The sequence below is a fragment of the Nocardia sp. IFM 10818 genome (assembly GCF_054655275.1).
The window spans coordinates 7,241,403-7,262,304 of the sequence record NZ_BAAHJH010000001.1; the positions used below are offsets into that span (position 1 = coordinate 7,241,403).

Below are 20,902 nucleotides of genomic sequence, written 5' to 3' on the forward strand. Positions count from 1 at the left end.
GCTTTGCCCGGGGCGGGCGTCGGATACATTTGCTCGTCCGCAATTTCCGGCGAAAGGCCGCGCGCCATGCTGATCGGTACCGACAAGGTCGTTTCCATCGACTACACCCTGACCGACGATGCCGGCGAGGTGCTGGACACTTCGGCGGGCGAAGCGCCGCTGCTGTACCTGCACGGCGCGGACAATATCGTCCCCGGGCTGGAGCGGGCGCTCGACGGCAAGACCACCGGTGACGAGGTCAGCGTCGTGGTCGAACCGGAGGACGGATACGGCGACTACGTGGCCGAGCTGGTCAGCGTGGTGAACCGGGACATGTTCGAGGCCATCGACGAGCTCGAGGTGGGCATGGAGTTCGAGGCCGAGACCCCGGACGGCGAAGGCCAGATCGTCACCGTCGTCGAGGTGGACGGCGACGACGTCACCATCGACGGCAACCACCCGCTGGCCGGTGAACGCCTGCACTTCCGGGTCACCGTCGTCGACGTCCGCGACGCCACCTCCGACGAGCTCGCCCACGGCCACCCGCACGGCGACGACGATCACGAGCACTGACCCGCGCCCGGCCGCGAGTTAGGCTCGCACCGTGCAAGATTCAGTCACCGTCCAGATGGCCGCGCCCGCCGCGCCCATCTGGGATCTGATCAGCGATGTCACCGATGTGGGCCGCTTCAGCCCGGAAACCTACGGCGCCGAATGGCTGGGCGGCGCCACCGCCCCGGCCGTCGGCGTCAAATTCCGCGGCCGCGTGAACCGCAACGGCTGGGGTCTCAAGTACTCCACCGTCTGCAAAATCATCGCCTGCGATCCGGAACGCGAATTCGCCTTCACCGTCATCGGCCCCGGCGACATGCCCATCAACACCTGGCGCTACCAACTCACCCCCACCGAAGCCGGCACCGCCGTCACCGAATCCTTCGAACTCGCCCGCACCCTGCCCCTGCGCGTCTACTGGTTCCTGGCGGGCTGGACCCGAGGCAAGACCAACCGCGAGAACATGCTCGAAACCCTGCACCGCATCAAGAAAGTCGTCGAAGAACAGCACTAATGCCGATGTCGCTACCCGATCCTCCGGGTATGCTGGCATACCATGAAGCGGACGACAGTAAAGCTACCCGACGAGCTCGACGAGCGTCTGCGCCACGAGGCAGCACGGCGAGGCATCACTGTCGCTGAGCTGACCCGTGAGGCGATCGCGCAGTACTTGTGCGCGCCGACCGGTGCGCGGCGGCGGTTCGGCGCCGCAGCTGCGGGAAGGAGCGGCCGTTCGGATGTATCGAGCCGGATCGACGAGATCCTGAGCAAGGAGTGGGACCGATAACCGCCTTGGTCGTCGACGCCGGACCCCTGTACGCCTACGTCGACGCGGACGACGCCCACCACGAAGCCTGCCTGGAACTGCTCCAGACCCACCGCGGACCTCTTGTCGTACCGACCCTGGTCATCACCGAGGCCGCCTACCTCATCAGCACCCGACTCGGCACCGATGCCGAAGTCCGATTCCTCGGCGACTTGGCCGAAGGCCTGTTCACCATCGAGCCCGTACACGCCGCCGACTGGCTTCGCATCGCCGAGCTCGTCGCGAAGTATCGCAACCTCCCGCTGGGAACAGCCGACGCCTCGGTCATCGCGGCAGCCGAACGCCGGAACCTTACCCACATCGCCACCACAGACCGGCGCCACTTCTCCGCGGCCCGGCCCCGGCACATCGACACCTTCACGCTGCTTCCTTGACGAGTAGAACCTCAACGCCCCGGACCGACTGCACCGCCACCCCGATAACGTCGTGAGTGCTGTCGGTATCGTTGAAAGTTCCGGTCCTTCAACGCATTCGGAGTAACACAGTGCCGGCACGGCCGCAGGAGGCGAAGCTCGCCATTACTCGAATGGAGGAGTTCCTGCTGGAGTTGATCGAGCGCAAGCGCGCCACGCCGTCCGACGATTTCCTCTCCGACCTGGTCGCGGCCCGCGATGCGGACAATGACAGGCTCACCGAGGATGAGCTTGTGTCCCTTGCCTTCCTGATCTTCTGGGCCGGCTACCAGAACTCGGTGGACCTGATCGGCAACAGCATTCTGGCGTTGCTGGACAATCCCGATCAGCTTGCGACACTTCAGGCTTCGCCTGAAATCAGTGATGAGGCGATCGAGGAGCTGCTGCGGTACACGCATCCCAGCCAGTTCGGGATTCGCCGCTTCCCGACCGAGAACCCCCATCTCGCCTTCGGCCACGGCATCCACTACTGCCTGGGCGCCCCCTTGGCGAGACTGGAAGCCCGCATCGCCCTCCGAAGCATCCTGCAGCGCTTCCCCGCCCTCACGCTCGCGGTCCCCCGCACCGAGCTCCCTTGGCGGCCATCATTCCGCGAGCACGGCCTGCGAGCCCTGCCCGCGAACACTGGCTCAGGACAGCGTGGACACGACGGCGCGCGCGACCGCGACCTGACTCCCGGCATCCGCAACCCGCTTCCCGGTGACGGCCCGCGGTTTCAGAAGGTCCGACGACAAAGCCAGGCCGAATGTGAGGCGGCACGGCGAAGAACAACAAGATCACGAACCCGCCGGAGGACACGGAAAATAGCAATCTATCTGCGGTTTTATAGTGCCCCCGGTGGGGCACGTACAGCATCTACAACAAATCGCTCCCGGGGTGAGCTGCGGATTTCTGCCGATGTGACAGTGGCTCGGCGCATCCACCGCAGGTCTCGCGAGGCCGCCACAGGCGGACATCCTGATGCAATCAACATCCCTTCGCCGTGATGAACCTCGATCACCATCCTGCGTCAGAGGAGGACGGGCAGCCACAGAGGATCCTGCAACCTGTACTGCACCCCGGCCCCTGTATTGCGACATCCTTCACGAACGCCAAGTTCGAGGAATCTTGACAACGATCGCGGGCGTGGCCGTCAATGATGTGTGCGACGGTCGGCCCGGTGCACCTCTCCGCGCAGGCCAGATTCTATGAGCTTCACCAACTTGTCCAGCGACCCAGCTGGACAGATATCGGTCCAGTGCCAGGGGAATACAGCCGAAGCAGTGGGGAACGCACATGGCGAACGAAGACTGTTGCCCGAATTGCGGGCGAATCGACGCGGTGCAGAGCATGCACGCGATCGCGGCAACCGGAGTGTCTACCGTGCAGGGTTCGAGTACTTACCTGGGTGTGGGGATCGGCCCTTCGGGCAGTGTGGTCCCGGTTCTCGGCTCGGCGAGTTCCTCCAGTTCCCAAACCACTGCGCTGGCAGCAGCAACCAGACCGGCGCCACCCGCCAGCTCCGTGACCGGCCCGGCAGCCTGCGGGATATTGCTGCTGATTGCCGCGCTGATCATGTTCGCCATTACCAGAGCCGCCGCCTCCTTGAACACATCCTCCGAGCAGTCCGCGCCACCGATTGGCTTTTGGCTCGTGCTCACGCTCCCGTTCGCGCTCCCGTCGCTGATGGCCTTTCTGTTGCTGGCTCGTCGATCCCGTGACAACGCTCGCATCGCCCGAGGACTTCCCACCGCGTCCGCGTTGTGGGCGGCGGCGCTCTATTGCCACCGTTGCGGACTGTGCTACTGGCCATTTCCCATGGACGGCGGTGTTGCGGCCCGTCAACCGATCTCGCCGTATGAGTTCCAGCAGATCGTGTGGAATGCCGGAGGGTATGGCTTCGGCCAACCTCGGACGAAGAGGCTGACCTGATTACTGTGGTGAAACCCGCACCTGTAAGCGCCGTGTCGAACATGCTGGGTAGGGTTTGGGGGCGGTTGTGCTGTGCGATGCCTACCGTGCCCAGTCGAGCTGTCCGTCGGGAATGCCGACGCTGCGCCCGTGGGCAGCAGCTGCACCGTGACTATCTTCGTCGCTTCAGGGGAACCAGAAGATCCTGCGAAGCACCACGAATGTCTGTGTGTGAGAGCGGAAGCCGACATGCCATGGGCCGCCTATCGGCTTCGTGATTGATTGCTGATGAGTGTCCAACGACTGGAACACTCGAACTAGATCGCACGCCGGTCGCGAATTAGCCTGGTCACCAAGTGGTCATCCAGACCTCTTCTTGCACGTCAACGCAAATCCTTCGGCAAACCGGACATCATCTTCGATTTCAATGTGCTGTCAATTCGCTGATCCCTATTCTGCTGGGGTGATGTCTCCTACGCGATGGACCATGACGTGGCAGGGCGCGACGGTCGGCGGGATGGAGTGCGGCGACCGGGACGGCTATCCGGTGCTGGCCTTTCATGGCGCGCCCGGCTCTCATGTCGAGGGGGTCGCCTTCGCCGACGCCCCCGCTGCCGAGGTCGGGATACGCCTGATCGCGATCGACCGGCCCGGAATGGGCATGTCGGAGTTGACCTCGCGTGCGCAGGTAGTTGACTTCGCGGACACAGTGGCGGCGATCGCCGACTGGTTCGGGATCGATCGGTTCGGCGTTCTGGGAGCCTCCGCTGGTGGCCCGTACGCGCTGGCGAGTGCGTGCCAGCTGCCTGACCGGGTCAGCAAAGCGATCGCGGTCAGTTCAGTGGCCCCTTTCGACGACCGGTCGGCGACCAAGGGCTCCGGCGGGGTGAAACCCGCTGCCGGACTTCTGATCTTGCGGCGGTTTCCGTGGCTCGCGCGTCCAGTGTCGGCGCGGCTGGCGAAGGTGGTGCGTACGCAGCGCGGATTAGATGCGTTGATCAAGAAGATGTCGCCGGCCGATCGTGCTCGGATCGCGGAAGATGGCCGACTGCGAGATCAGCTCGGGGAGAACATCAATACCGCCTTCGCCACGGGCAGTCGGGGTGTGGCGCTCGATTTCCAGCTGCTGTTCGCGCGACCGTGGGGGTTTGATCCTGCCGATATCGCTGTGCCAGTGGATATTTGGCACGGCGATGCGGACGGCAACGTGCCGGTGCAGGACGGTCGCCGATTGGCCGACACGATCCCCGACAGCAAGTACCAGGAAGTGCCGGGCGCAGGGCATCTGCTGTTCGTCGATCACGCGCACGCGATTCTGCGCTCGTTCTGTGATGAGACCCGTACTCCTGGGCAAAGCGCATAGCGCCTCACGCGACCGTGTTCAACAGGGCGTGAACTGTTCGGAGCCGTTCATCTGTGGGCCGACAGCGATCTTGGCCGGATAGTGGTTGAACTTCTTGAGCTAGCTCTGTTTGCGCTCGCGGTGCGCGGCGAGCCGACACGCGGCCGTGTGGTATTCGGCGGGGCGGCCAATAGGATGCGGCAGGAAGATCTTCCCGCATTTCGCATAGGCGCAGGGACGGGGTTCACGCCTGCTCGTCAGCCGTGCCGATGCCGGTTCGTCTCGTTGTCCGGGCAGTACTGCCTTGCAACCCGCCCGATTCACGTAGGTCTGCCGATCACGGGGGTCGTGCCACAACCGACGACGCCGTCCGTTGTCGTCGGCGACTTCGTATGCGACATAACCGATTTCGGACAGTTCTGCTTCGGTCGACCCACGCTCCGCGTGGTAGGTACGATTCGTGGATGCTCCACCGTTGCAACGGATCCTGAAACACGGGTGCTCAGCTGGTGCGCCGCATAGCAGACACTCGTCTCCGAGCTGGCTATAGAAGCCGCGCCACGGCTCATCAACTGCCGGAGAGTCATCGACCACGACCTCGGGTTCAAGCTCGTCCCACGAAATAGGCGTAATCGAGCCGGTTTCCGGGTCCGCCCACTCAACCTGTATGAGGTAGGGAAATCGCGGGCGCAGCTGGTGCCACGCATCGAGTGGTCGATCCGCATCAGTGAGGATCGCGCGGACGTAGTCCCCTGAGTCTTCGTGTCCAACGATCTCGGCCAGAGAACCGACGACTCGCTTGGTGCCCGATGGCACCGCGAGCGGGATCAGCTCAACGTTCGATAGCCCGCCAGGCCCGAGATCTACGATGTACACCGACTTCGGCGGGTCGAAATCGATTCTCTTGGAACGGTTGTTGTAGACGTACGGCAACGGCGAGCCCGAATACCAGACAGACGGTGACACTGCGTGTGGCCAATGCAGATCACCGAGCGCGACGTAGTCGATGCCGTCAAAGACATCCACTGGCACGGTTGATGGGCTCTGGCCGGACCGCAGTCGGGCGAGTCCGCGGGCTGCCGGATCTGCGACCGGCGCGTGCGCGACAACGACCGACCGGGTACCAGGCCGAGTCGCCAAGTCAGCGCGAACCCGCGCCATAGCCGCCCGCCACCAGTCAGAGTATGGACGTCCTGGCGGCAAACCGAGCTCCCGGCGGGCGTGGTCCAGACACGGAATTCCGTAGACTGCGACCGGCCCGTCCCGATCGGTGATCAGCACGGGGTTGCCGATTTCGGAGACCGTCGTCAGAGCGTAGAGCCCAGCTTCGCTGGCAAACATCATGCTCGCGCGAAGTCGGATCGCCGAGTCGTGGTTGCCGGCGGTGACTACCACGCGTACACCGAGATTCACCATGTGAGTGAGCCACGCTTGGACTACTTCGATCTCTGCCTCGGATGGAATCTGCTTGTCGTATACATCGCCGCTGACGACAACGATGTGCACGCCTTGATCGATCGCGATCTCCGCGATCTTGCCGAGGACGTTCTCCTGCGCCGGGAGCAGGGAGACTCCATCTGCGACGAATCCGATATGCCAGTCCGAAGTATGCAGGATGCGCATGACGGGCACGATAGGCCCCGGCACCGACAGGAACCGTTGCCCACCTCGATCATTCGCCGGGATACGCAAATCGGCGCGCTGTGGCGACACCCTTCTCGACGTTGGCCGGGTTCGGGCCGAACGCCGCCGCCAGCCGTTCAGGTGGGATCAGCGGCGCGGAGCTGAGGAGATCGATCACAACGTCGCTCGTCGGCACGCGCGACGCCTCGCGCGCCACGCGCATAAGTGATCCGGTCCACGTAGATATGCAGGTCAGGCCCGGCGAACCGCCGGGCCTGACCTAGTTTGATTTGACCTAACCCCACAGTTACCCCTCGCTTTCGTCGAAACGGCCTGTACGGCTGTCCCTTCCGGTCGGGGAGCGGGTGGGGCGTCGCACGTCCGATTCACGCCTGGTACTTGACCTGGGTGACAGCCAGCGGTAGACGCTGCGTGCGATGGCGCGGGCTAGGTTGTCACACTTCGATCGGTCGCTTCGTCGTACTGCCGTGTATGGGCTGCGATCGAGGAAGGACGGCCGCTGTGTTCGGTGATTCGCTTGCCGAGGTTGATGAAGAACAGGATGAGGCCGACGGTGAGAACTATGTGGCCGAGACCGGCGAGACCGGCTGTGGCAGCGCCTGTTTCGTGGCCGAGGACGGTTCGGCAGCCGTGGACGGTCATGATGGCGACGGTGAGGGTCAGACCGGCGTTGTATGTCCAGTAGGACCAGGTGAAGAGGGGGCTCGCCGAGAGGGTGAACTGCTTTTCCAGGATGAGCAGGATGAGGTGGAAGAGCATGCCGAGGGCGAGCAGGTGGGTGTGGACGACGGAGAGTTGGGTGTCGCCGGTGAAGTCCTCGAGTTTGGTGAATTCGCGGTAGAACAGGCCGCTGATGAGGCCGACGATCATGTAAGTGTGTGCGGCGTAATAGATCTTCTGCATCGCAGGCTCCGGGGATCAGGCTGCGAAGAGCAGGACGGCGCTGAGTACGACGATGACGGCTGTCGCGAAGTGGATGCCGAAGGCCGCGGCTTTGGTGCCGCCGTTGCGGAGCACGATGACGGTGTCACCGAATGGGGTGAGGGCTACGGCGAGCATGTACCAGGCCGCGGCGTCCGCGTCGGCGAAAAGCAGCAGGGCTGCGCCGATTACGCCGGAGGTGATGTCGCGCAGGCCCTTGATCGTCAGGTAGGCGGTGTCGCCGTCGGGCTTGGCGGGGACGCCGTATCCGGTGGCTGCGGCCTGGGGCTGAAGGAGGAATCGGAGGCCGACCAGCTGGATGAAGACGACCAGGACGATTGCCAGGCCGTAGGCGATGAGGGTGAGCATGGGTGGGGGAAGTCCTCCGGGGGATGGGATCGGTATCGAGGTCAAGAAGTAACAACGGCGTTGGCGGGGAACAACGACGGAATCGGCAACGCCCGTTTCCGCTGGTGCAACGATTCCGTGCGCGTGGATTCGGAGCGGTGTTGTGGAGCGGCATGAGGTCGAAGTGCTGCTGGTGCTGGGTGAGGAACTGCATTTCGGGCGGGCGGCGGATCGGTTGCGGGTCTCGCCGAGCCGGGTGAGCCGCACCTTGCAGGCGGTCGAGCGCAGGATCGGTGCGGCGCTGTTCGAGCGCAGCAGCCGGCAGGTGGCGCTCACGCCGATCGGGCAGCGGCTGCTGGAGGAGCTGCGGCCGGGATGCGATCAGATTCAGCGGGCCGTGAAAACGGCTGTGCGGGCCGGGCGCGGGATCGAGGGGGTGCTCAGCATCGGATTCGGAAGCCCGGGTGCGGGACGGTTGATTCTTGCTGTGGCCGAGCGGTTCCGGATGGATCACCCCGGCGTGCAGGTGCGGATCCGTGAACTGCACATGAGTGACGGTGTCACCGGGTGGCGCAGCGACCGGTACGACATGGTCCTGATCGGGAGGCCGGTAGGTGAGCCCGATTTCGTCACCGGACCGGTGCTTATCAGGGAGAAGCGGATGCTGGCGGTGTCGGCGCGGCATCCGCTCGCCGCACGAGAGTCGATTTCGGCCGAGGATCTGGCCGAGGTCGGCCTGTTTCGTATGCCCGGGTCGCTACCGGCGGCGATGGTCGAAGATCGTGCGCCGCGACAGACGCCGAGCGGGCGGCCGATCGCGCACTGTGGGGTGGCGTTCAGCGGTGAGGAGATCCTGACCCGGGTCGGGGCAGGCGAAGGCGCGTTCATCGTCGGCGCGCAAGCGATCCGATACCACCCCCGCCCGGATGTCGTTTACCTGTCGATCGAGGACGCCCCACCCATCGAACGCGGATTCGCCTGGCGCGCATGCAGGGAAACCGCGTGCGTTCGGGCGTTCAACGCTGCGGCGGTGGGAGTTGTTGTGTCTCAACCGATGTGATGCACAACAACTCCCCGAAATTGCCTTGATGGCGGGCCCGCCCGCCATGTGAGCAACTATGGTGTGCGCGGACTTCTCTACTGCACGAGGCAGATTGATCCGAGGTTGGTGCCGGTGCCGACGGTCACGCTCGTCTGGGCACGGTCCTCCTGTGCGTCCTGGTTGTACGCGACAAGCGTGTGTTCGCCCGGCCCGCTGGGCTTCCAGATGACCGACGCCTTACCGTCCGCGCCCGCGGTGGCATAGTCCGGACTCGTGTTCCGCGAGGATTCGTGGTTCGACCAGATGTCGTGGAAGCGCAGCCGAGTGCCCGGCTCCGCGTTCACCGTGAGGGTGTACGAGCAGCCGGTGCCGTAGGAGGTCGATGACCCGAAACCGAGCCCCGGCTCCACGCTGACCCCGGAGACGGTGGCGGCGCTCGCCTGCGGCGCCGCCACCCCAACCACAGTGGTCAGTGCACCCAACGCGAACAATACGGCGGCGCTTCTATTGACAGAAGTCAAGACGAATAGTCCCTTCGCACAATGGATTCCCCGAACGGGAACCCGACCGCCCCAGTAGTACATCGAATCTGCCCGGCACTCTTGCCACCGAAAACGGGGGCCGCCTCTCGTTGAGCCGACAACCTGTCCGTTGCATCTGATCGGAATTTCGGGACGAGCGGGGCCGGTCACCTGCCTTTCTGCTGCCGATGTGGCCGTGTCCGGCCGAGGTGCGGTTTTCGGCGACGGTCGAAAACATATGCAGATCATCACATTCCGGGAGGTACCGGCTTCCGATCATTGCGCTGTACGGAACGAACCTTGCCGATCGAGGCATTGTTCGCCGCTCGCTGAGGCACTAAATCTGGTTCAGGTGGTCTGCTCGACAACGCTGCGAAGGGATTTCCCGGATCATGATTACCCGATCGCCTACAGGCTGTCCGTCGTACTCGCGTTGTTCATGGCGCTCATCGGTTTTCGCTTTCCGAGGCAGCCGCAAGCCGCCACGGAGTTCGGCTTCCTGCGCAACTCGGTTGCGCGAGATCCGGATAGCGCGGGTTCGGCTAGGTATGTGAGGGGCCGAGAACCTTGTCGAGCACCGCATCGGCGAAGGCGAGATCGATCGGGCCACCGGTGATCAGCGTGCGGTACCACATGGCCCCGACCAGCATGTCCTCCAGCAGTTCGGGGTCGCCTTGGGGAAGATCGCCCGCGCGCTGCGCGGCGACGATGCGTTCCTGGTTCGGGCCGCGCAGGGCGTGATGAGCCTCCTTGACCGCGGTGTTCGTCGTTGGGTCGCTCTGTGCCGCGCCGACGACTCCGGCGAAGAGCGGCCGCAACTTGTCATCGCCGAGCACCTCACAGGCCCGGACCACGAGCGTGCGCAGATCGGCGCGGATATCGCCGGTGTCGGGCACCACGAAAACCTCACCCGCCTCTTCCAGCGCTGCGGCCAGGATCAGTGCCGCCTTCGATGGCCACCATCGGTACAGCGTCGGCTTGCCGACACGAGCGCGGGCAGCGATCCCTTCCATGGTCACCGCCCCGTAGCCACGTTCCTGACACAGTTCGCGCGCCGCCTTCAGGATGGTCGCCCTGGACCGGGCACTGCGTTCGGCCATGAGGGCCAGCCTAACTCAGAAACGTAACGTTACGTTCTTGACAAGGATGCTCGCGGTACTCAATACTCCCACCTCAGAACGTTACGTTACGTTACGTTCTAGGTGGGCGGCGCGGCCGTTCACGCATATACCTCGATTCACCCAACGCCGCTCAGCAGGCGTAATTCGTCATGCTCGCACTCAGTTTCGAGCGTCCTCCGAACAAGGAAACACCACCATGGGACAACTGACCGACCTGCGCGCCGCCGTGCGCGGCAGCGTGCTGCTCGCCGAGGACGCGGGCTTCGAGCAGGCACGGCTGCCCTGGAACCGCGCTGTCGAGCAGCCGGTGCTCGCGGTGGTCGAGGCCGCCGACGCCGACGATGTATCCGCGCTGATCCGCTACGCCGCTGTGCGCGGCCTGACCGTCACCGCACAGCCGAGCGGGCACGGCGCGAGCGGCGATACCGACGGTGTCATCCTGCTGCGCACCAACCAGCTCACCGAACTACACGTCGATGCCCTCGCCCGCACGGCACGCGTCGGGGCCGGCGTCACCTGGGGCACGGTGCTCGCCGAGACCGGACCGTACGGCCTGACCGGACTCGCTGGCAGCTCGCCCGGAGTAAGCGTCACCGGATACACCCTCGGCGGCGGGCTCAGCTGGTTCTCCCGCCGCTACGGCTGGGCGGCCGACAGCGTGACCGCGTTCGACGTGGTCACCGCCGACGGCACCCGGGCACGCGCAACGGCCGAGACCAACCCCGACCTGTTCTGGGCATTGCGCGGCGGCGGCGGCGACTTCGCCATCGTCACCGCCATCGAATTCGATCTGCACCCCGCACCCGATCTGTTCGGCGGCCACATGCTGTGGCCCGCCGAGCACACCGCCGCGGCCGTGCACGCCTTCCGGGAAGTCACCGCAACCGCACCGGACGAACTCAGTGTGTGGCTGGATCTGGTGCATTTCCCCGGCTCGACACCGATGGTCTCGGTCGAGGCCACCTACCTGGGCCGGGCTGAGGAAGCACGAGAGCTGTTGCGCCCCTTCACCACCGTCGGTGCACCGCTGGCGGAAAACCTGCGCACGCTGCCGGTCGCCGAACTCGGCGCGGTCTCCAACGATCCGATCGATCCCGGACCGGGCAGCTCGCGCGCCGAACTGCTCACCGACCTGGATGACATCGCCGTCAAAGCGCTACTGGCGGAACCGATCTCACCGCTGCTCCTGGTGCAGCTGCGGCACTTGGGTGGTGCGCTCGCCCGGCCGTCGGCCACTCCGCAGGGGCCGATCGCCGAACCGTATCTGCTCTACCTGTTCGGGCTGCCGCTCACCGCCGAGATCACCAGCGACATCGCCGACAAACAGCGGCGACTGGTCGACGCCCTCGGCGACCGCGTGTCGGGCCGCAAGCCGTTCGGCTTCCTGAACCCCAGCGAACGTGCGGCGGCCGCATACCCCGACTCGGCGCTCGTCAGGCTGCGCGAGATCAAGCAGCACAACGATCCCAAGGGTGTGCTGCGCAGCAATTTCCCGGTCCTCGTCTGAGGCCGGTCAGTCGGTCTGTCACATCTTCGCGGACTGCTTCGTCTACGTCATGAAAGCGAAAGCAGAGGAAAGGAATAGGCCATGCCGGAGATCGGAGAGGACGCGGTGGCGCAGGATGGCACGACAGCTGGTGGGGCTGCCGCGCATCCGCCGAAGTGGAAGTTCTGGCTGCTGACGCTGCTCGGCCTCTACCCGATGCTGACGGTGCTGATCACCGTGACCGCCCCGCTATTGGAGGATCTCCCGACCCCGCTGCGGTTGGCCTGCATCCTGCCGGTCGCGGTCGGTGCCATGGTGTGGTTCATCATGCCCTTCCTGACGAACCGCTTCGCCGGATGGCTGTCCCGCTGAGACACGTGCCCGGATCGGTTGCCACCCATCCTGGACCTAAACAGCCACCCCCACAAACGATCTGGAGAGAACTATGTCGCGTACAACCATGACCGCCGCCCGCATGCCCCACCCCGGCCGCGCCTCCGACCTGACGATCGAGACCGCGCCCTACCCCCGCGCCTCGGTCGGTGACGTCATCGTCAAGGTTCATGCCGCAGCATTCACCCCCGGCGAATTGGATTGGGAGCCAACATATGTGGACCGCGTCGGCCGGGACCGCACGCCCGCCGTCCCCGCACGCGACGTCTCCGGCGTGGTAGTCGAACTCGGATTCGGCACCAACCCCAGCGATCTGCGCGTCGGCGACCGCGTCTTCGGCATGATCGATCGCTACCGCGACGGCGCCGCCGCCGAGTACGTCGCCGTCGAAGCCCGCGACCTCGCCCTGGTGCCGGACGGTGTCGAGCACACTCAGGCGGTCACCCTGCCGATGTCCGGCCTGACCGCCTGGCAGGCATTGATGGTCCACGGCGGCCTCACCGCAGGGCAGCGCGTCGTGATCCACGGTGCGGGCGGCGCGGTCGGCCAACTGGCAGTGCAACTCGCCCGCAATGCGGGCGCCGAGGTGATCGGCACCGGCCGCTCTCACGACCGCCAACTCGTCCTGGATTGCGGCGCAACAACGTTCCTCGACCTGGCCGATCAGCCCTTGGCCGCTCTCGACGGAACCGCCGATCTGGTCTTCGACATGATCGGCGGCGAAATCCTGGCCCAATCCACCGCCCTCGTCGCACCGGGCGGCACCCTGGTCTCCATCGCGGCCCCGCCCGCAACCCAGCCGCCCGCCGGTCGCGCGGTCTACTTCATCGTGGAGCCGAACCGTACCCAGCTCACCGAACTGGCCCGCAGCCTCGCCGCCGGTGAAATCACCATCCCCGACCCCGTCCTCTACCCGCTCACCGATGCGCCGCAAGCCTTCAAGGACAAAGAAAACGGCGTCCCTGGCAAGTTCGTGCTGTGCAACGAGAACGCCCAATCAGACGAATCACACTGACCAACAGCCTTCCCGCAGGGCTGCGGCCTCGTCGGCGGACAAACACGACCAGGTCGCCGGTGAGTAGCCGCAATTCAAGCCAGCTGCCGCCCCCGTCGTCGTAGCTCCATCGCGGCCCCCGCGCCGCGTCGGAGTGCAGAGCGGAACCGCTGGCCTCCGCCACAGCGGCACACGTCGACCACATCCTCCTGATCGCATCGAGTGGGGCAGGTCGACCCGGACCGGCACCTCACAATCGTAGCGGGCGGCTGTTCACACCGGATCTACTCCAGTGGTCGGCCGGTGCCCTCTAATCTGAAGCCTCGCCTGCCTTTTGGTCGAGAATGCGGAAGGTCTCCGAGGCCAGACAGAGCGACGTAAGTGTCACAAACACAATGGCGGTGTCGTTGGGCGACAGCTGAATAACCGGTTCATCTTGATCGGCGACGCGGATACTCTCGGCGCTGGACATACCGTGGATCGCCCACCCTCGACCGTGTGCGAACCCCGAGCAGAGTTGCCACGCGAAGAGGACCTGCCGCGCCTCGACCGCGTGCTGGTCGGCGTACTTCACTGCCTCTGTGCTGGTGTGCCCCTTGCGGATTGGGACGGGGATGACGTTAGCGGACCGCCGGGCCACTTCCTCCAATTCAAGCAAAGCGGATTCGGTCGCGCCGTCTTCGATTCCTCCCGCCGGCCGCAGAGCCCGCTCGGCATCCTTGAAGTTCTGTGCCCACCACCGAAGGGCGCGCTGTACTCGATCAGCCCGCTCAGCTGGATGCAGGATCCAGTACGCGATCGACAGATTCTCCAGCGCACCCCGAGCGAGGCTGAATGGCGACGAAATATGCAGCATCGGCCCGTCTACGACGTGTGACTTCAGAGCATGCAGGTGATCCATGCCCGAGGACAGGCACGATCCGACAGCCGTATGAACTGAGAAGGTTGAAGGGCTGCACGCCGCGTCGTCACCCGCCAGCACAGATCCCGGAGCGTTCCGATACGCACGAATTGAACGAACACGCTCCAGCGCACGGTCAATGTCGGGACCGACATTGCCCCACATGGCGGCGATCACCTCATCGGGCAGATCCTGTGGTTCGCGCACTGTCCTAGTGAATCACCGCGTTTCCCGGATGACTATGGGATTTCACCGGATGAGGTTGGGCCTGCACGGTTTTGCGCGATCAGTCGCGAGTGTTTCTGCCTAGTCGTGTGCTGCTGCGGTTCAGGGGTGGGTGATGTCATAGCAGAGGCCACAGCCCCTGATCGGTGGGGGCGGGCTCGGGTTGGTGGTGATGTCGAGGATGGCTTGGGGGCGGCCGTCGGAGGGGATACGTGTCCAGGTTCCGGACACCTCGATCCAGTCGTCGGTCGGGGTGAAGCGGACCCGCACGGTGACGAGGGCACGGTCGGTGATGCCGAGGGCAAGATCGCGGCAGGTGAGCGCGACCTGGGTGCGGCCGTCGCTGTCGTAGAGGGGGTGGTGGTGCCGCCATCCGGCCAGCGGGCTGTGTTCCTCGGCGGGGAGCCATTCGTGCACGAATGCGGATTTCAAGTCGACCAGGGCCAAGGCGTGTCCGGGTTGAATCGGGACTGCGCGCAGGGCGGCGACGGTCATGTCGGTGTCGCGGCTGGTGCTGGTAGCGCTGACGTCGCAGACGACCGCGCGGACCCGCCGCTGGTCCCCGGTGCCGACGGCGCGGGCGGTGATGTGGAATTGGTGGGGCGTGCCGTCCTCGTAGCGTTTGGTGGCGGTGCCCACCCAGCGGTCGGCCGGAGTCTCGTCGATGTTGAACATGTCGAGAAACTCCGCGCGCGGCTCCCACCGGTCGAAGCTGGCCAGCAGCTCCGGGATGGTGCGTCCATCGGGCAGCTCGTTGGGAGGCCGCAGCAGATACTCGGCGGCGGGATTGGTGGACAACAGCCCGGACGGAGTCCACTCGACGGTCCCGACCACCGGGGTCTTGGGTATCGGTTCGAGCGCGCCCGCCGACCAGAACGCGATGGCGAAGATTTCATCGGATGAAGGTCCGCGGACCGGGATGGCGGCCACCTTGTACACACGGTCCTGCTCATCCGCACCGGCCTTGTCACGGTTGCCGCCGCTGTCGAGGCATTCGCCCACCAGTTTTTCGAACACGTTCTCGAGGAAGTTCTTGGGCAGGCTGGCGCGTGCCAGCTTCGAGAACGACCGGGGCTCTTCGTGATTGAGAATCAGTGACGCCTGCTCAGCCGTACCGTTGAGCGTTTCGATCACGACCCAGCCCCGGGGAGTGGGATTCTGCTTCGGCGATCTGGCCACCCCGGACCGGGGCGACTCGGCGCGGCGAGGCTTCTGCCCCGATTGCGTGGGCGGTTTCGCCGCGGAAAGGTGGCGCTTCTTGCCGGGAGTGGGCTTGTTGTCGCCGGAATCGCCAGGGGAACGTTGCGGACTGGCCATGGCTTCTCGACCCCTTCTCCGCACCGAAATACCCTGCCACCGGAGGAAACCGAGACTTCCGGTGTTCGGTACTGCGGCGCGGTTCGCGTCGAACCGTTATGAGCCCCATGGCCATCGGACTGCAATTCCAGAGTCTAGTCCGCAAATCTTCAGCACCGGGCAAATCCGGCGCAGCGAAAACTGGTAGCTGAGAAACCGGCATCCGACCGGCCCGATACTTCGACGCTCATTAGCACTCGACACCCTCAATTCCTCATGACTCCCCTGGATGAAACTCCATGAAGGGGTCGCGAGGACTCCGTACATCGGAGCCCCGCCCCTCTTTGTCCTGGTCAGCGACCGATATCCTGCGTGATTGTTGCGCAGGTCACAGTCTGGGGATATCGTGAGGAGACTTCGAGCAACGAGCAACTTTCGAGTTACATCCTTGGGGGTGGATTCGGAACTCGGCGGTCGAAGGAAACAACCAGATCGTCTTTTCCTGAACGTTTTTCGTCGGGCGGAGGCGACGTTTCCCACAGTCTGCGGTGGCAGCTGCTGGATGAGCGCATCGGTCATGCGCCCCGTTCTCTACGGGCGGGGGTGTCACCGGGCGCGATTCGTTCCATTCATGAATTCCCCTGTTCCCGTGCTGTGCGCTGGACGAGGCTCACCGCGCGCCGATGATGCGTGCCCTGCGATCCGAACCCCGCGCCGCTGATTTCGCGCGGGCCGAATCCGGAGGTATGTGCGATGAGCTGGTCGATGCGGAAACATTCGATGTCGGTACAGGCGCAAGCATTGGTAGCCGCGACCCGAGAAGCCGCTGATTCCGTTGCGGCGGTGGGTGTTTGGGTCGTATGGCTCCATCAAGACCGAGTACTCGGGTGCGAGTGGGCCACCCGGCAGGACGCCGAGCTCGCCGGGGGCGTGCCCTTGGGCGCGGACACGGCCGTGGTGATCGCGGTCGCTCCGTCGCGGATGGAGCAACCGGTGGTCGGACGAGTCGAGGTGATGTGTGAATACCTGACCGGCAAGGGAATTCGCGCACACGCGGTCCACGTGCGGGCACTGCGGGAAGGCGCACTGTGGACCACGCTGCGCGGACGGGCGCTGGCCGGTGTCGTGCCCGCCGTCGCACGGCCCGCGCCGACCCGGCCCCATCGGGTGCGCGTGCCGCACCGCCGCGCGGGCACGATCGGTGCCCGCCCGCGCATGCTGCTCGCGGCGTGCACGGTGGCGGCCACACTGATGTGCGGCTCGCACGCGGCAGGAGCGCCCCCGGTCGGGCAGCCCGGACTGATCAGCGAGCCGCCCTCGACGGGGCAAGCCGGACTGATCGCGGCTCCGAGCCCAGCCGCGCCGGCCATCTCGCCGGGCGAAGCACTCACCCCGGGCGCCACGACGTCCGGGAATGTCGAGATCCTCGCCGAGTCGTCGGGCCCGAACCCCGGTACGCGAGAGCAGCTCTCGGCTTCGCCGTCGCGCCCGATCGCCGGGCCTAGGGCGCCTGTGCAGACTGTGCAAGCGGCAGAAGAGGAGTACGGCATCGATGCGCCTTCGACCGACGTGGTGCGGGTCGGTGCGGTGAGTGTGCCGCGCCCGGAGTGGATGCCCGCGCCGCTCGCGGTCCGCGAACAACAGTGGAACGACTATCTCGCCAACCAGGCCGCCGCCGCACACGATCAGAGCGGCCTGCCGATTCCGGCCGCGGAAGAACTGCTGGGCACCGACGCTGACCAGGCGGTACCGGAGCCGATCGAACTGGCCTGGGTCCAGGAAGTCGCGATCGAACCGCAGGCGTGGGTTCCGGTGGCCGCCGAGGCAGTCGACACCGTGGTCAGTGTCGTGGCCGGGCCGCCCCCGTCCGATCCGTGGCAGGTGCTGGCGCAGTTGCCGGTATGGGGTCAGGACGGACTGTCATGAGTATCGACATCGACGATCTCGAGGTGCCGGAAATCGTGCTCGACACCGAACCCGCCCTGCCCGCAACAGGATTGGCCCTTTGCTTCGCCTCCCGCAGCGACAGTCGTAGCCAGTCGCACGGGCAAGTACCGGATCGGCGAGTCGGTGTCGGCGGTCCTCGCCGCGCCCGCATCGTGGCCGGGGCGGCCGTGGTAGCCATCTCGGTCGTGGCAGTCGCCGCGCTACCGGACCGCACCGGACGCCAGCCCGCCTCCGGCGAGCAGGCTCCGGCGGCGGTGGCGGTGTGGCGGTCACCGACACTGTCCGGGCCGGTGAGCAGTGGCAACGCTCCCGGGTGCGCGCAGGCATCGCGCGAGCGCGACCTCGCGGCGATGGTGGCCGGGGCGGGGGTGATGCGCGCCGAGGGTGGGGTCGCGGCGATCGAGGTGTTCGAGGCCGCCTACTACCGCGTTCGCGATGCTCGCCGTGCACGGCAGATGGTCGCTGCCGCAGCGGCCATCCCGCCGGTCGCGCAAATCCAAGCCGGGATCGACTCGATCCCGGCCGCGACGACCTACTGCGCCCATATCACGGCACTCGACCATGGCCTGTACGCGGTCGAGGTCGCCGAGTCCCGGGCCGATGGGACCGGAAACCTGTGGCGGCAACGGATCTCGACCAGCGAGGTCGGCGACGGCACGCTGATCACCGCCATCACGCACCTGTGAGGGCGGCAACCGGTCGGACATGGTGTCCGGCAAAGCATTTCGGCACAACGGTGTGAACACGAAGGTGGTGGTGAGGATGTTGATCGCAGTCGCAGGACTCGCACCGGGCTCAGGGGTGAGCACGACCGCGCTGGCAGTCGCCGCGCTGTGGCCCGGCTCCGAGCGGGTGATCGTGCTGGAAGCCGATCCGCGTGGCGGCAGCCTCGCGCACCGCTGCGGTGGTGACCCCGAGCGAGGATTGGCCAGCCTCACCGCGGCGGCCGGCGAGACCGGTGTCCTAACCGCCACCGACCTCGAGCCGCACCTGCAACACCATCCCAGCGGTATCGCCTACCTGGCCGCCCCCACCGAGCCCGAGCGTGTCCTCGAAGCGCTGGCCAGGCCGATCTCCTGTGATCCCACACTCGCACAGGAGCTGGTCGTGATCGCCGACTGCGGTCTCGCTGACGCCGCAGCGGCAACGGCTCCGCTGCTCGCGCACGCGAACCTGCTTCTGTTGGTGGCACGCGCCGGCGAGCTCGTTCCGAGCACCATCGATGCGCTGACGAATCGGTATCCTCGCTCGGCGGTCGTGTTGCTGGGCGACACCAGCATCACACCTCGCGTGGACCTCGACGCCGCGATATTGGGATGGCTGCCATACGACGAGTCGGTCGCAGATACGTTGCTCGACGGTCGAATTCCGCTGCGGCGCAATAGCGTCGTCGCCGCCGCGCAGACGCTCGCCGCCGCTGTCCACGTCCGGGTCGGCGCTGTCCTCGCACCACCGGTCGCTCGCGGGTGGACTCCGTGGCGGCGCGGTGTGCGCACGCGCCGCCACCGCGCCCCTCGGGTTTATGCGATCAACCATGCATCCCTCGGCCAGACCAGTGCTCGACTAGCCGTCCACCGGCCGCACCCTTCAGTGGCTGCATCGATACCCGTGCCGCAACCATCAGAGCCCCCGGTTGCCGAGCCCGTCGTTCGTTCTGAACCTCTTGTGCCGCAAGCGGACACCGTTCTCGCGCCGTACGCGCCGCTGGCGGCCGAGCCCGCCGACCCGGCCCCGATGGTCACCGTCGAGCTTTTCGGGCCGCTGCGGGTGACGTGGCGGGCATCTCGGGCGGCTGTGGAGCAGTCCGCACCCGGAGCGGAGATCACTGTGCCGTTGCAGCGGCGCAGTCGTGAACTGCTGGCACTGCTGGCCCTGCACCCGGAAGGGCTGACCCGCGCACAACTGATCGACACCATGTGGCGTCAGCGGTGCCCGAACCGGCCGACCAACGCCCTGCACACCGCGCTCGGCCGCCTCCGCACCGCCTTCGCCGACGCCAGCGGCGGTACCGCCGTCGAGATCGTGCTCAGCGACTCAGGCCGCTACCGCCTCGACTCGACACGAGTGGCGGTGGACTACACCGCGTTCACCGACGCCCTCGCCAGCCTTCAGCGAGCCGCCACCGACACCGAGCGCCGCGACGCCTGCGAGCGCACTATCGGTCTCGCCGCGGCCGGGACACTGGCCTGCGACCTCGAGGCCGACTGGCTCGAACCGATCCGTCAGCATGCTCGCCAGGAAGCCCTTGCCGCGGTCGGCGCGCTCGCGCAGATCCTCGTCATCGACGATCCCCGCGCCACCTTGCGCCTGCTCCGCATCGCCGTGGGCATTGCCCCACACAACGAGTACCTCTACCACGACATGATGCGCCTGCACGCCCGCCTCGGCGAACACCACGCCATCGCCGACACCCTCGCCCTGCTCACCCACCGCCTGGCCGACATCGGCGAAAAACCCAGCCGAGAAACCCGCGACATCGCACTACAACTCCACCCGAAACGCACACGCATACGCAACATCGAAAAGAAACAAAGAAGCCGACAATAGGAACCGAAACAAGCGGGCGTGCATATTTCAGACGCGGACCGCGCACCGGAAGCGCAGGCGCGGTAACCGACAATCGAATCAGCTTTCCGAGCACAAGGAAAGATGGGGAGTATGGGCGGCAGTGAATCATGCCGCATCAATGAGTTCGTGTTAGTAGTCGGATACTGATATTGGCCGCCCCGAATCCGATCATCCGACGGTATGATGTAGTGCAGAATTTATTGGCGATCACGGTTTAACGGATACCGATCGATTGTGCACCTTCCGTATATAGCTCGGATTTTCCGGAATTTGATCGTCTCTCCATTCGAGGGTTGCCGGATCTCGGTGGAGTACCTGCTCCTCGTCGGATCGACCGGCGGCGCGGCGAAGCGGTGGTCTGCGAGACCAAGCACGTTCTTTTCCGGGTGTTTTTCGGGGTGGCGTTCGGGGTGTTTTTCGGGGTGTTCATCAAGGCAACACCCCCACGCCAGGGCATACCGCCAGGTGGCGGGCCTGTTTCCTGCCGCCGAGC

The 20,902-nt window shown here is 65.6% G+C and carries 22 protein-coding genes; 14 read left to right on the forward strand and 8 right to left on the reverse strand.

The annotated features are described in order from the left end of the window. Positions 1-66 precede the first annotated feature (66 nt). From ACYQ5L_RS33715 to ACYQ5L_RS33745, 7 genes are all read left to right on the forward strand, one after another. Positions 67-552 (forward strand): FKBP-type peptidyl-prolyl cis-trans isomerase, encoded by a 486-nt coding sequence (locus ACYQ5L_RS33715; protein ID WP_459962242.1) that lies wholly within the window; start codon positions 67-69, stop codon positions 550-552. A gap of 31 nt (positions 553-583) precedes the next feature. After that, positions 584-1,045, forward strand: a complete 462-nt coding sequence (locus tag ACYQ5L_RS33720; RefSeq protein ID WP_459962243.1) for an SRPBCC family protein — start codon at positions 584-586, stop codon at positions 1,043-1,045. 42 nt (positions 1,046-1,087) lie between these two features. Further along, entirely contained in the window at positions 1,088-1,318 is a 231-nt protein-coding gene (locus ACYQ5L_RS33725; RefSeq protein ID WP_459962245.1) for a ribbon-helix-helix domain-containing protein, read from the forward strand. Continuing rightward, positions 1,306-1,731, forward strand: coding sequence for a type II toxin-antitoxin system VapC family toxin (locus ACYQ5L_RS33730; protein WP_459962246.1), 426 nt, complete (start codon positions 1,306-1,308; stop codon positions 1,729-1,731). The genes ACYQ5L_RS33725 and ACYQ5L_RS33730 overlap by 13 nt, the downstream gene beginning before the upstream one ends. Before the next feature lie 152 nt (positions 1,732-1,883). Beyond that, positions 1,884-2,756, forward strand: a complete 873-nt coding sequence (locus tag ACYQ5L_RS33735; RefSeq protein WP_459962247.1) for a cytochrome P450 — start codon at positions 1,884-1,886, stop codon at positions 2,754-2,756. Between the two features lie 289 nt (positions 2,757-3,045). After that, on the forward strand, positions 3,046-3,681 hold the full coding sequence (locus ACYQ5L_RS33740; protein WP_459962248.1) for a hypothetical protein: 636 nt from the start codon (positions 3,046-3,048) through the stop codon (positions 3,679-3,681). Between the two features lie 466 nt (positions 3,682-4,147). Then, positions 4,148-5,023 carry an alpha/beta fold hydrolase gene (locus tag ACYQ5L_RS33745; RefSeq protein ID WP_459962249.1) on the forward strand — a complete coding sequence of 292 codons (876 nt, stop codon included), beginning with the start codon at positions 4,148-4,150 and terminating at the stop codon, positions 5,021-5,023. Positions 5,024-5,122: 99 nt separating this feature from the next. Here the strand turns inward: ACYQ5L_RS33745 and ACYQ5L_RS33750 are convergent, their stop codons facing one another. The 4 genes from ACYQ5L_RS33750 to ACYQ5L_RS33765 form a co-directional block, all read right to left on the reverse strand. Further along, positions 5,123-6,625 (reverse strand): metallophosphoesterase family protein, encoded by a 1,503-nt coding sequence (locus ACYQ5L_RS33750; protein ID WP_459962250.1) that lies wholly within the window; start codon positions 6,623-6,625, stop codon positions 5,123-5,125. Positions 6,626-6,674: 49 nt separating this feature from the next. Continuing rightward, positions 6,675-6,848, reverse strand: coding sequence for a hypothetical protein (locus ACYQ5L_RS33755; RefSeq protein ID WP_459962251.1), 174 nt, complete (start codon positions 6,846-6,848; stop codon positions 6,675-6,677). Between the two features lie 224 nt (positions 6,849-7,072). Next, positions 7,073-7,549 (reverse strand): DUF2871 domain-containing protein, encoded by a 477-nt coding sequence (locus ACYQ5L_RS33760; protein ID WP_459962252.1) that lies wholly within the window; start codon positions 7,547-7,549, stop codon positions 7,073-7,075. 15 nt (positions 7,550-7,564) lie between these two features. Continuing rightward, positions 7,565-7,936: a DUF4267 domain-containing protein gene (locus ACYQ5L_RS33765; protein ID WP_459962254.1), complete on the reverse strand. Its 372-nt coding sequence runs from the start codon at positions 7,934-7,936 to the stop codon at positions 7,565-7,567. A gap of 163 nt (positions 7,937-8,099) precedes the next feature. Here ACYQ5L_RS33765 and ACYQ5L_RS33770 point away from each other — a divergent pair, with 163 nt between their 5' ends. Further along, positions 8,100-8,975, forward strand: a complete 876-nt coding sequence (locus ACYQ5L_RS33770) for a LysR family transcriptional regulator (RefSeq protein ID WP_459962255.1) — start codon at positions 8,100-8,102, stop codon at positions 8,973-8,975. A 77-nt stretch (positions 8,976-9,052) separates the two neighbouring features. Here the strand turns inward: ACYQ5L_RS33770 and ACYQ5L_RS33775 are convergent, their stop codons facing one another. Next, complete coding sequence (locus tag ACYQ5L_RS33775) at positions 9,053-9,412, reverse strand: hypothetical protein (protein ID WP_459962257.1); 360 nt, start codon at positions 9,410-9,412, stop codon at positions 9,053-9,055. Between the two features lie 608 nt (positions 9,413-10,020). Continuing rightward, entirely contained in the window at positions 10,021-10,578 is a 558-nt protein-coding gene (locus tag ACYQ5L_RS33780) for a TetR/AcrR family transcriptional regulator (RefSeq protein ID WP_459962258.1), read from the reverse strand. A 217-nt stretch (positions 10,579-10,795) separates the two neighbouring features. Here ACYQ5L_RS33780 and ACYQ5L_RS33785 point away from each other — a divergent pair, with 217 nt between their 5' ends. The 3 genes from ACYQ5L_RS33785 (at position 10,796) to ACYQ5L_RS33795 (ending at position 13,493) form a co-directional block, all read left to right on the forward strand. Then, entirely contained in the window at positions 10,796-12,106 is a 1,311-nt protein-coding gene (locus tag ACYQ5L_RS33785; protein WP_459962259.1) for an FAD-binding oxidoreductase, read from the forward strand. An 81-nt stretch (positions 12,107-12,187) separates the two neighbouring features. Continuing rightward, positions 12,188-12,457 carry a putative antibiotic biosynthesis monooxygenase gene (locus ACYQ5L_RS33790; protein ID WP_459962260.1) on the forward strand — a complete coding sequence of 90 codons (270 nt, stop codon included), beginning with the start codon at positions 12,188-12,190 and terminating at the stop codon, positions 12,455-12,457. 73 nt (positions 12,458-12,530) lie between these two features. After that, on the forward strand, positions 12,531-13,493 hold the full coding sequence (locus ACYQ5L_RS33795; protein ID WP_459962261.1) for an NADP-dependent oxidoreductase: 963 nt from the start codon (positions 12,531-12,533) through the stop codon (positions 13,491-13,493). Positions 13,494-13,782: 289 nt separating this feature from the next. Here ACYQ5L_RS33795 and ACYQ5L_RS33800 read toward each other — a convergent pair whose 3' ends face one another. Both ACYQ5L_RS33800 and ACYQ5L_RS33805 read right to left on the reverse strand, forming a co-directional pair. After that, positions 13,783-14,580 (reverse strand): hypothetical protein, encoded by a 798-nt coding sequence (locus tag ACYQ5L_RS33800; protein ID WP_459962262.1) that lies wholly within the window; start codon positions 14,578-14,580, stop codon positions 13,783-13,785. A 120-nt stretch (positions 14,581-14,700) separates the two neighbouring features. After that, positions 14,701-15,732, reverse strand: a complete 1,032-nt coding sequence (locus ACYQ5L_RS33805; RefSeq protein WP_459962263.1) for a hypothetical protein — start codon at positions 15,730-15,732, stop codon at positions 14,701-14,703. Between the two features lie 1,005 nt (positions 15,733-16,737). Between ACYQ5L_RS33805 and ACYQ5L_RS33810 the strand changes: the two genes are divergently transcribed. The 3 genes from ACYQ5L_RS33810 (at position 16,738) to ACYQ5L_RS33820 (ending at position 20,388) form a co-directional block, all read left to right on the forward strand. After that, positions 16,738-17,820, forward strand: coding sequence for a hypothetical protein (locus tag ACYQ5L_RS33810; protein ID WP_459962264.1), 1,083 nt, complete (start codon positions 16,738-16,740; stop codon positions 17,818-17,820). Further along, positions 17,817-18,527, forward strand: coding sequence for a DUF8176 domain-containing protein (locus ACYQ5L_RS33815; protein ID WP_459962265.1), 711 nt, complete (start codon positions 17,817-17,819; stop codon positions 18,525-18,527). Before ACYQ5L_RS33810 ends, ACYQ5L_RS33815 begins: the two co-directional genes overlap by 4 nt. Positions 18,528-18,603: 76 nt before the next feature. Beyond that, positions 18,604-20,388 (forward strand): AfsR/SARP family transcriptional regulator, encoded by a 1,785-nt coding sequence (locus ACYQ5L_RS33820; RefSeq protein ID WP_459962266.1) that lies wholly within the window; start codon positions 18,604-18,606, stop codon positions 20,386-20,388. The last annotated feature ends 514 nt before the right edge of the window (positions 20,389-20,902 follow it).

What these genes read in the sequence shown, in the direction of transcription:
- ACYQ5L_RS33785 (WP_459962259.1), top strand. Translation starts at nt 10,796, where the DNA reads ATGGGACAACTGACCGACCTGCGCGCCGCCGTGCGCGGCAGCGTGCTG.
- ACYQ5L_RS33760 (WP_459962252.1), bottom strand. Translation starts at nt 7,549, where the DNA reads ATGCAGAAGATCTATTACGCCGCACACACTTACATGATCGTCGGCCTC.
- ACYQ5L_RS33740 (WP_459962248.1), top strand. Translation starts at nt 3,046, where the DNA reads ATGGCGAACGAAGACTGTTGCCCGAATTGCGGGCGAATCGACGCGGTG.
- ACYQ5L_RS33795 (WP_459962261.1), top strand. Translation starts at nt 12,531, where the DNA reads ATGTCGCGTACAACCATGACCGCCGCCCGCATGCCCCACCCCGGCCGC.
- ACYQ5L_RS33725 (WP_459962245.1), top strand. Translation starts at nt 1,088, where the DNA reads ATGAAGCGGACGACAGTAAAGCTACCCGACGAGCTCGACGAGCGTCTG.
- ACYQ5L_RS33765 (WP_459962254.1), bottom strand. Translation starts at nt 7,936, where the DNA reads ATGCTCACCCTCATCGCCTACGGCCTGGCAATCGTCCTGGTCGTCTTC.
- ACYQ5L_RS33815 (WP_459962265.1), top strand. Translation starts at nt 17,817, where the DNA reads ATGAGTATCGACATCGACGATCTCGAGGTGCCGGAAATCGTGCTCGAC.
- ACYQ5L_RS33780 (WP_459962258.1), bottom strand. Translation starts at nt 10,578, where the DNA reads ATGGCCGAACGCAGTGCCCGGTCCAGGGCGACCATCCTGAAGGCGGCG.
- ACYQ5L_RS33790 (WP_459962260.1), top strand. Translation starts at nt 12,188, where the DNA reads ATGCCGGAGATCGGAGAGGACGCGGTGGCGCAGGATGGCACGACAGCT.
- ACYQ5L_RS33745 (WP_459962249.1), top strand. Translation starts at nt 4,148, where the DNA reads ATGACGTGGCAGGGCGCGACGGTCGGCGGGATGGAGTGCGGCGACCGG.
- ACYQ5L_RS33820 (WP_459962266.1), top strand. Translation starts at nt 18,604, where the DNA reads ATGTTGATCGCAGTCGCAGGACTCGCACCGGGCTCAGGGGTGAGCACG.
- ACYQ5L_RS33715 (WP_459962242.1), top strand. Translation starts at nt 67, where the DNA reads ATGCTGATCGGTACCGACAAGGTCGTTTCCATCGACTACACCCTGACC.
- ACYQ5L_RS33735 (WP_459962247.1), top strand. Translation starts at nt 1,884, where the DNA reads ATGGAGGAGTTCCTGCTGGAGTTGATCGAGCGCAAGCGCGCCACGCCG.
- ACYQ5L_RS33755 (WP_459962251.1), bottom strand. Translation starts at nt 6,848, where the DNA reads ATGCGCGTGGCGCGCGAGGCGTCGCGCGTGCCGACGAGCGACGTTGTG.
- ACYQ5L_RS33750 (WP_459962250.1), bottom strand. Translation starts at nt 6,625, where the DNA reads ATGCGCATCCTGCATACTTCGGACTGGCATATCGGATTCGTCGCAGAT.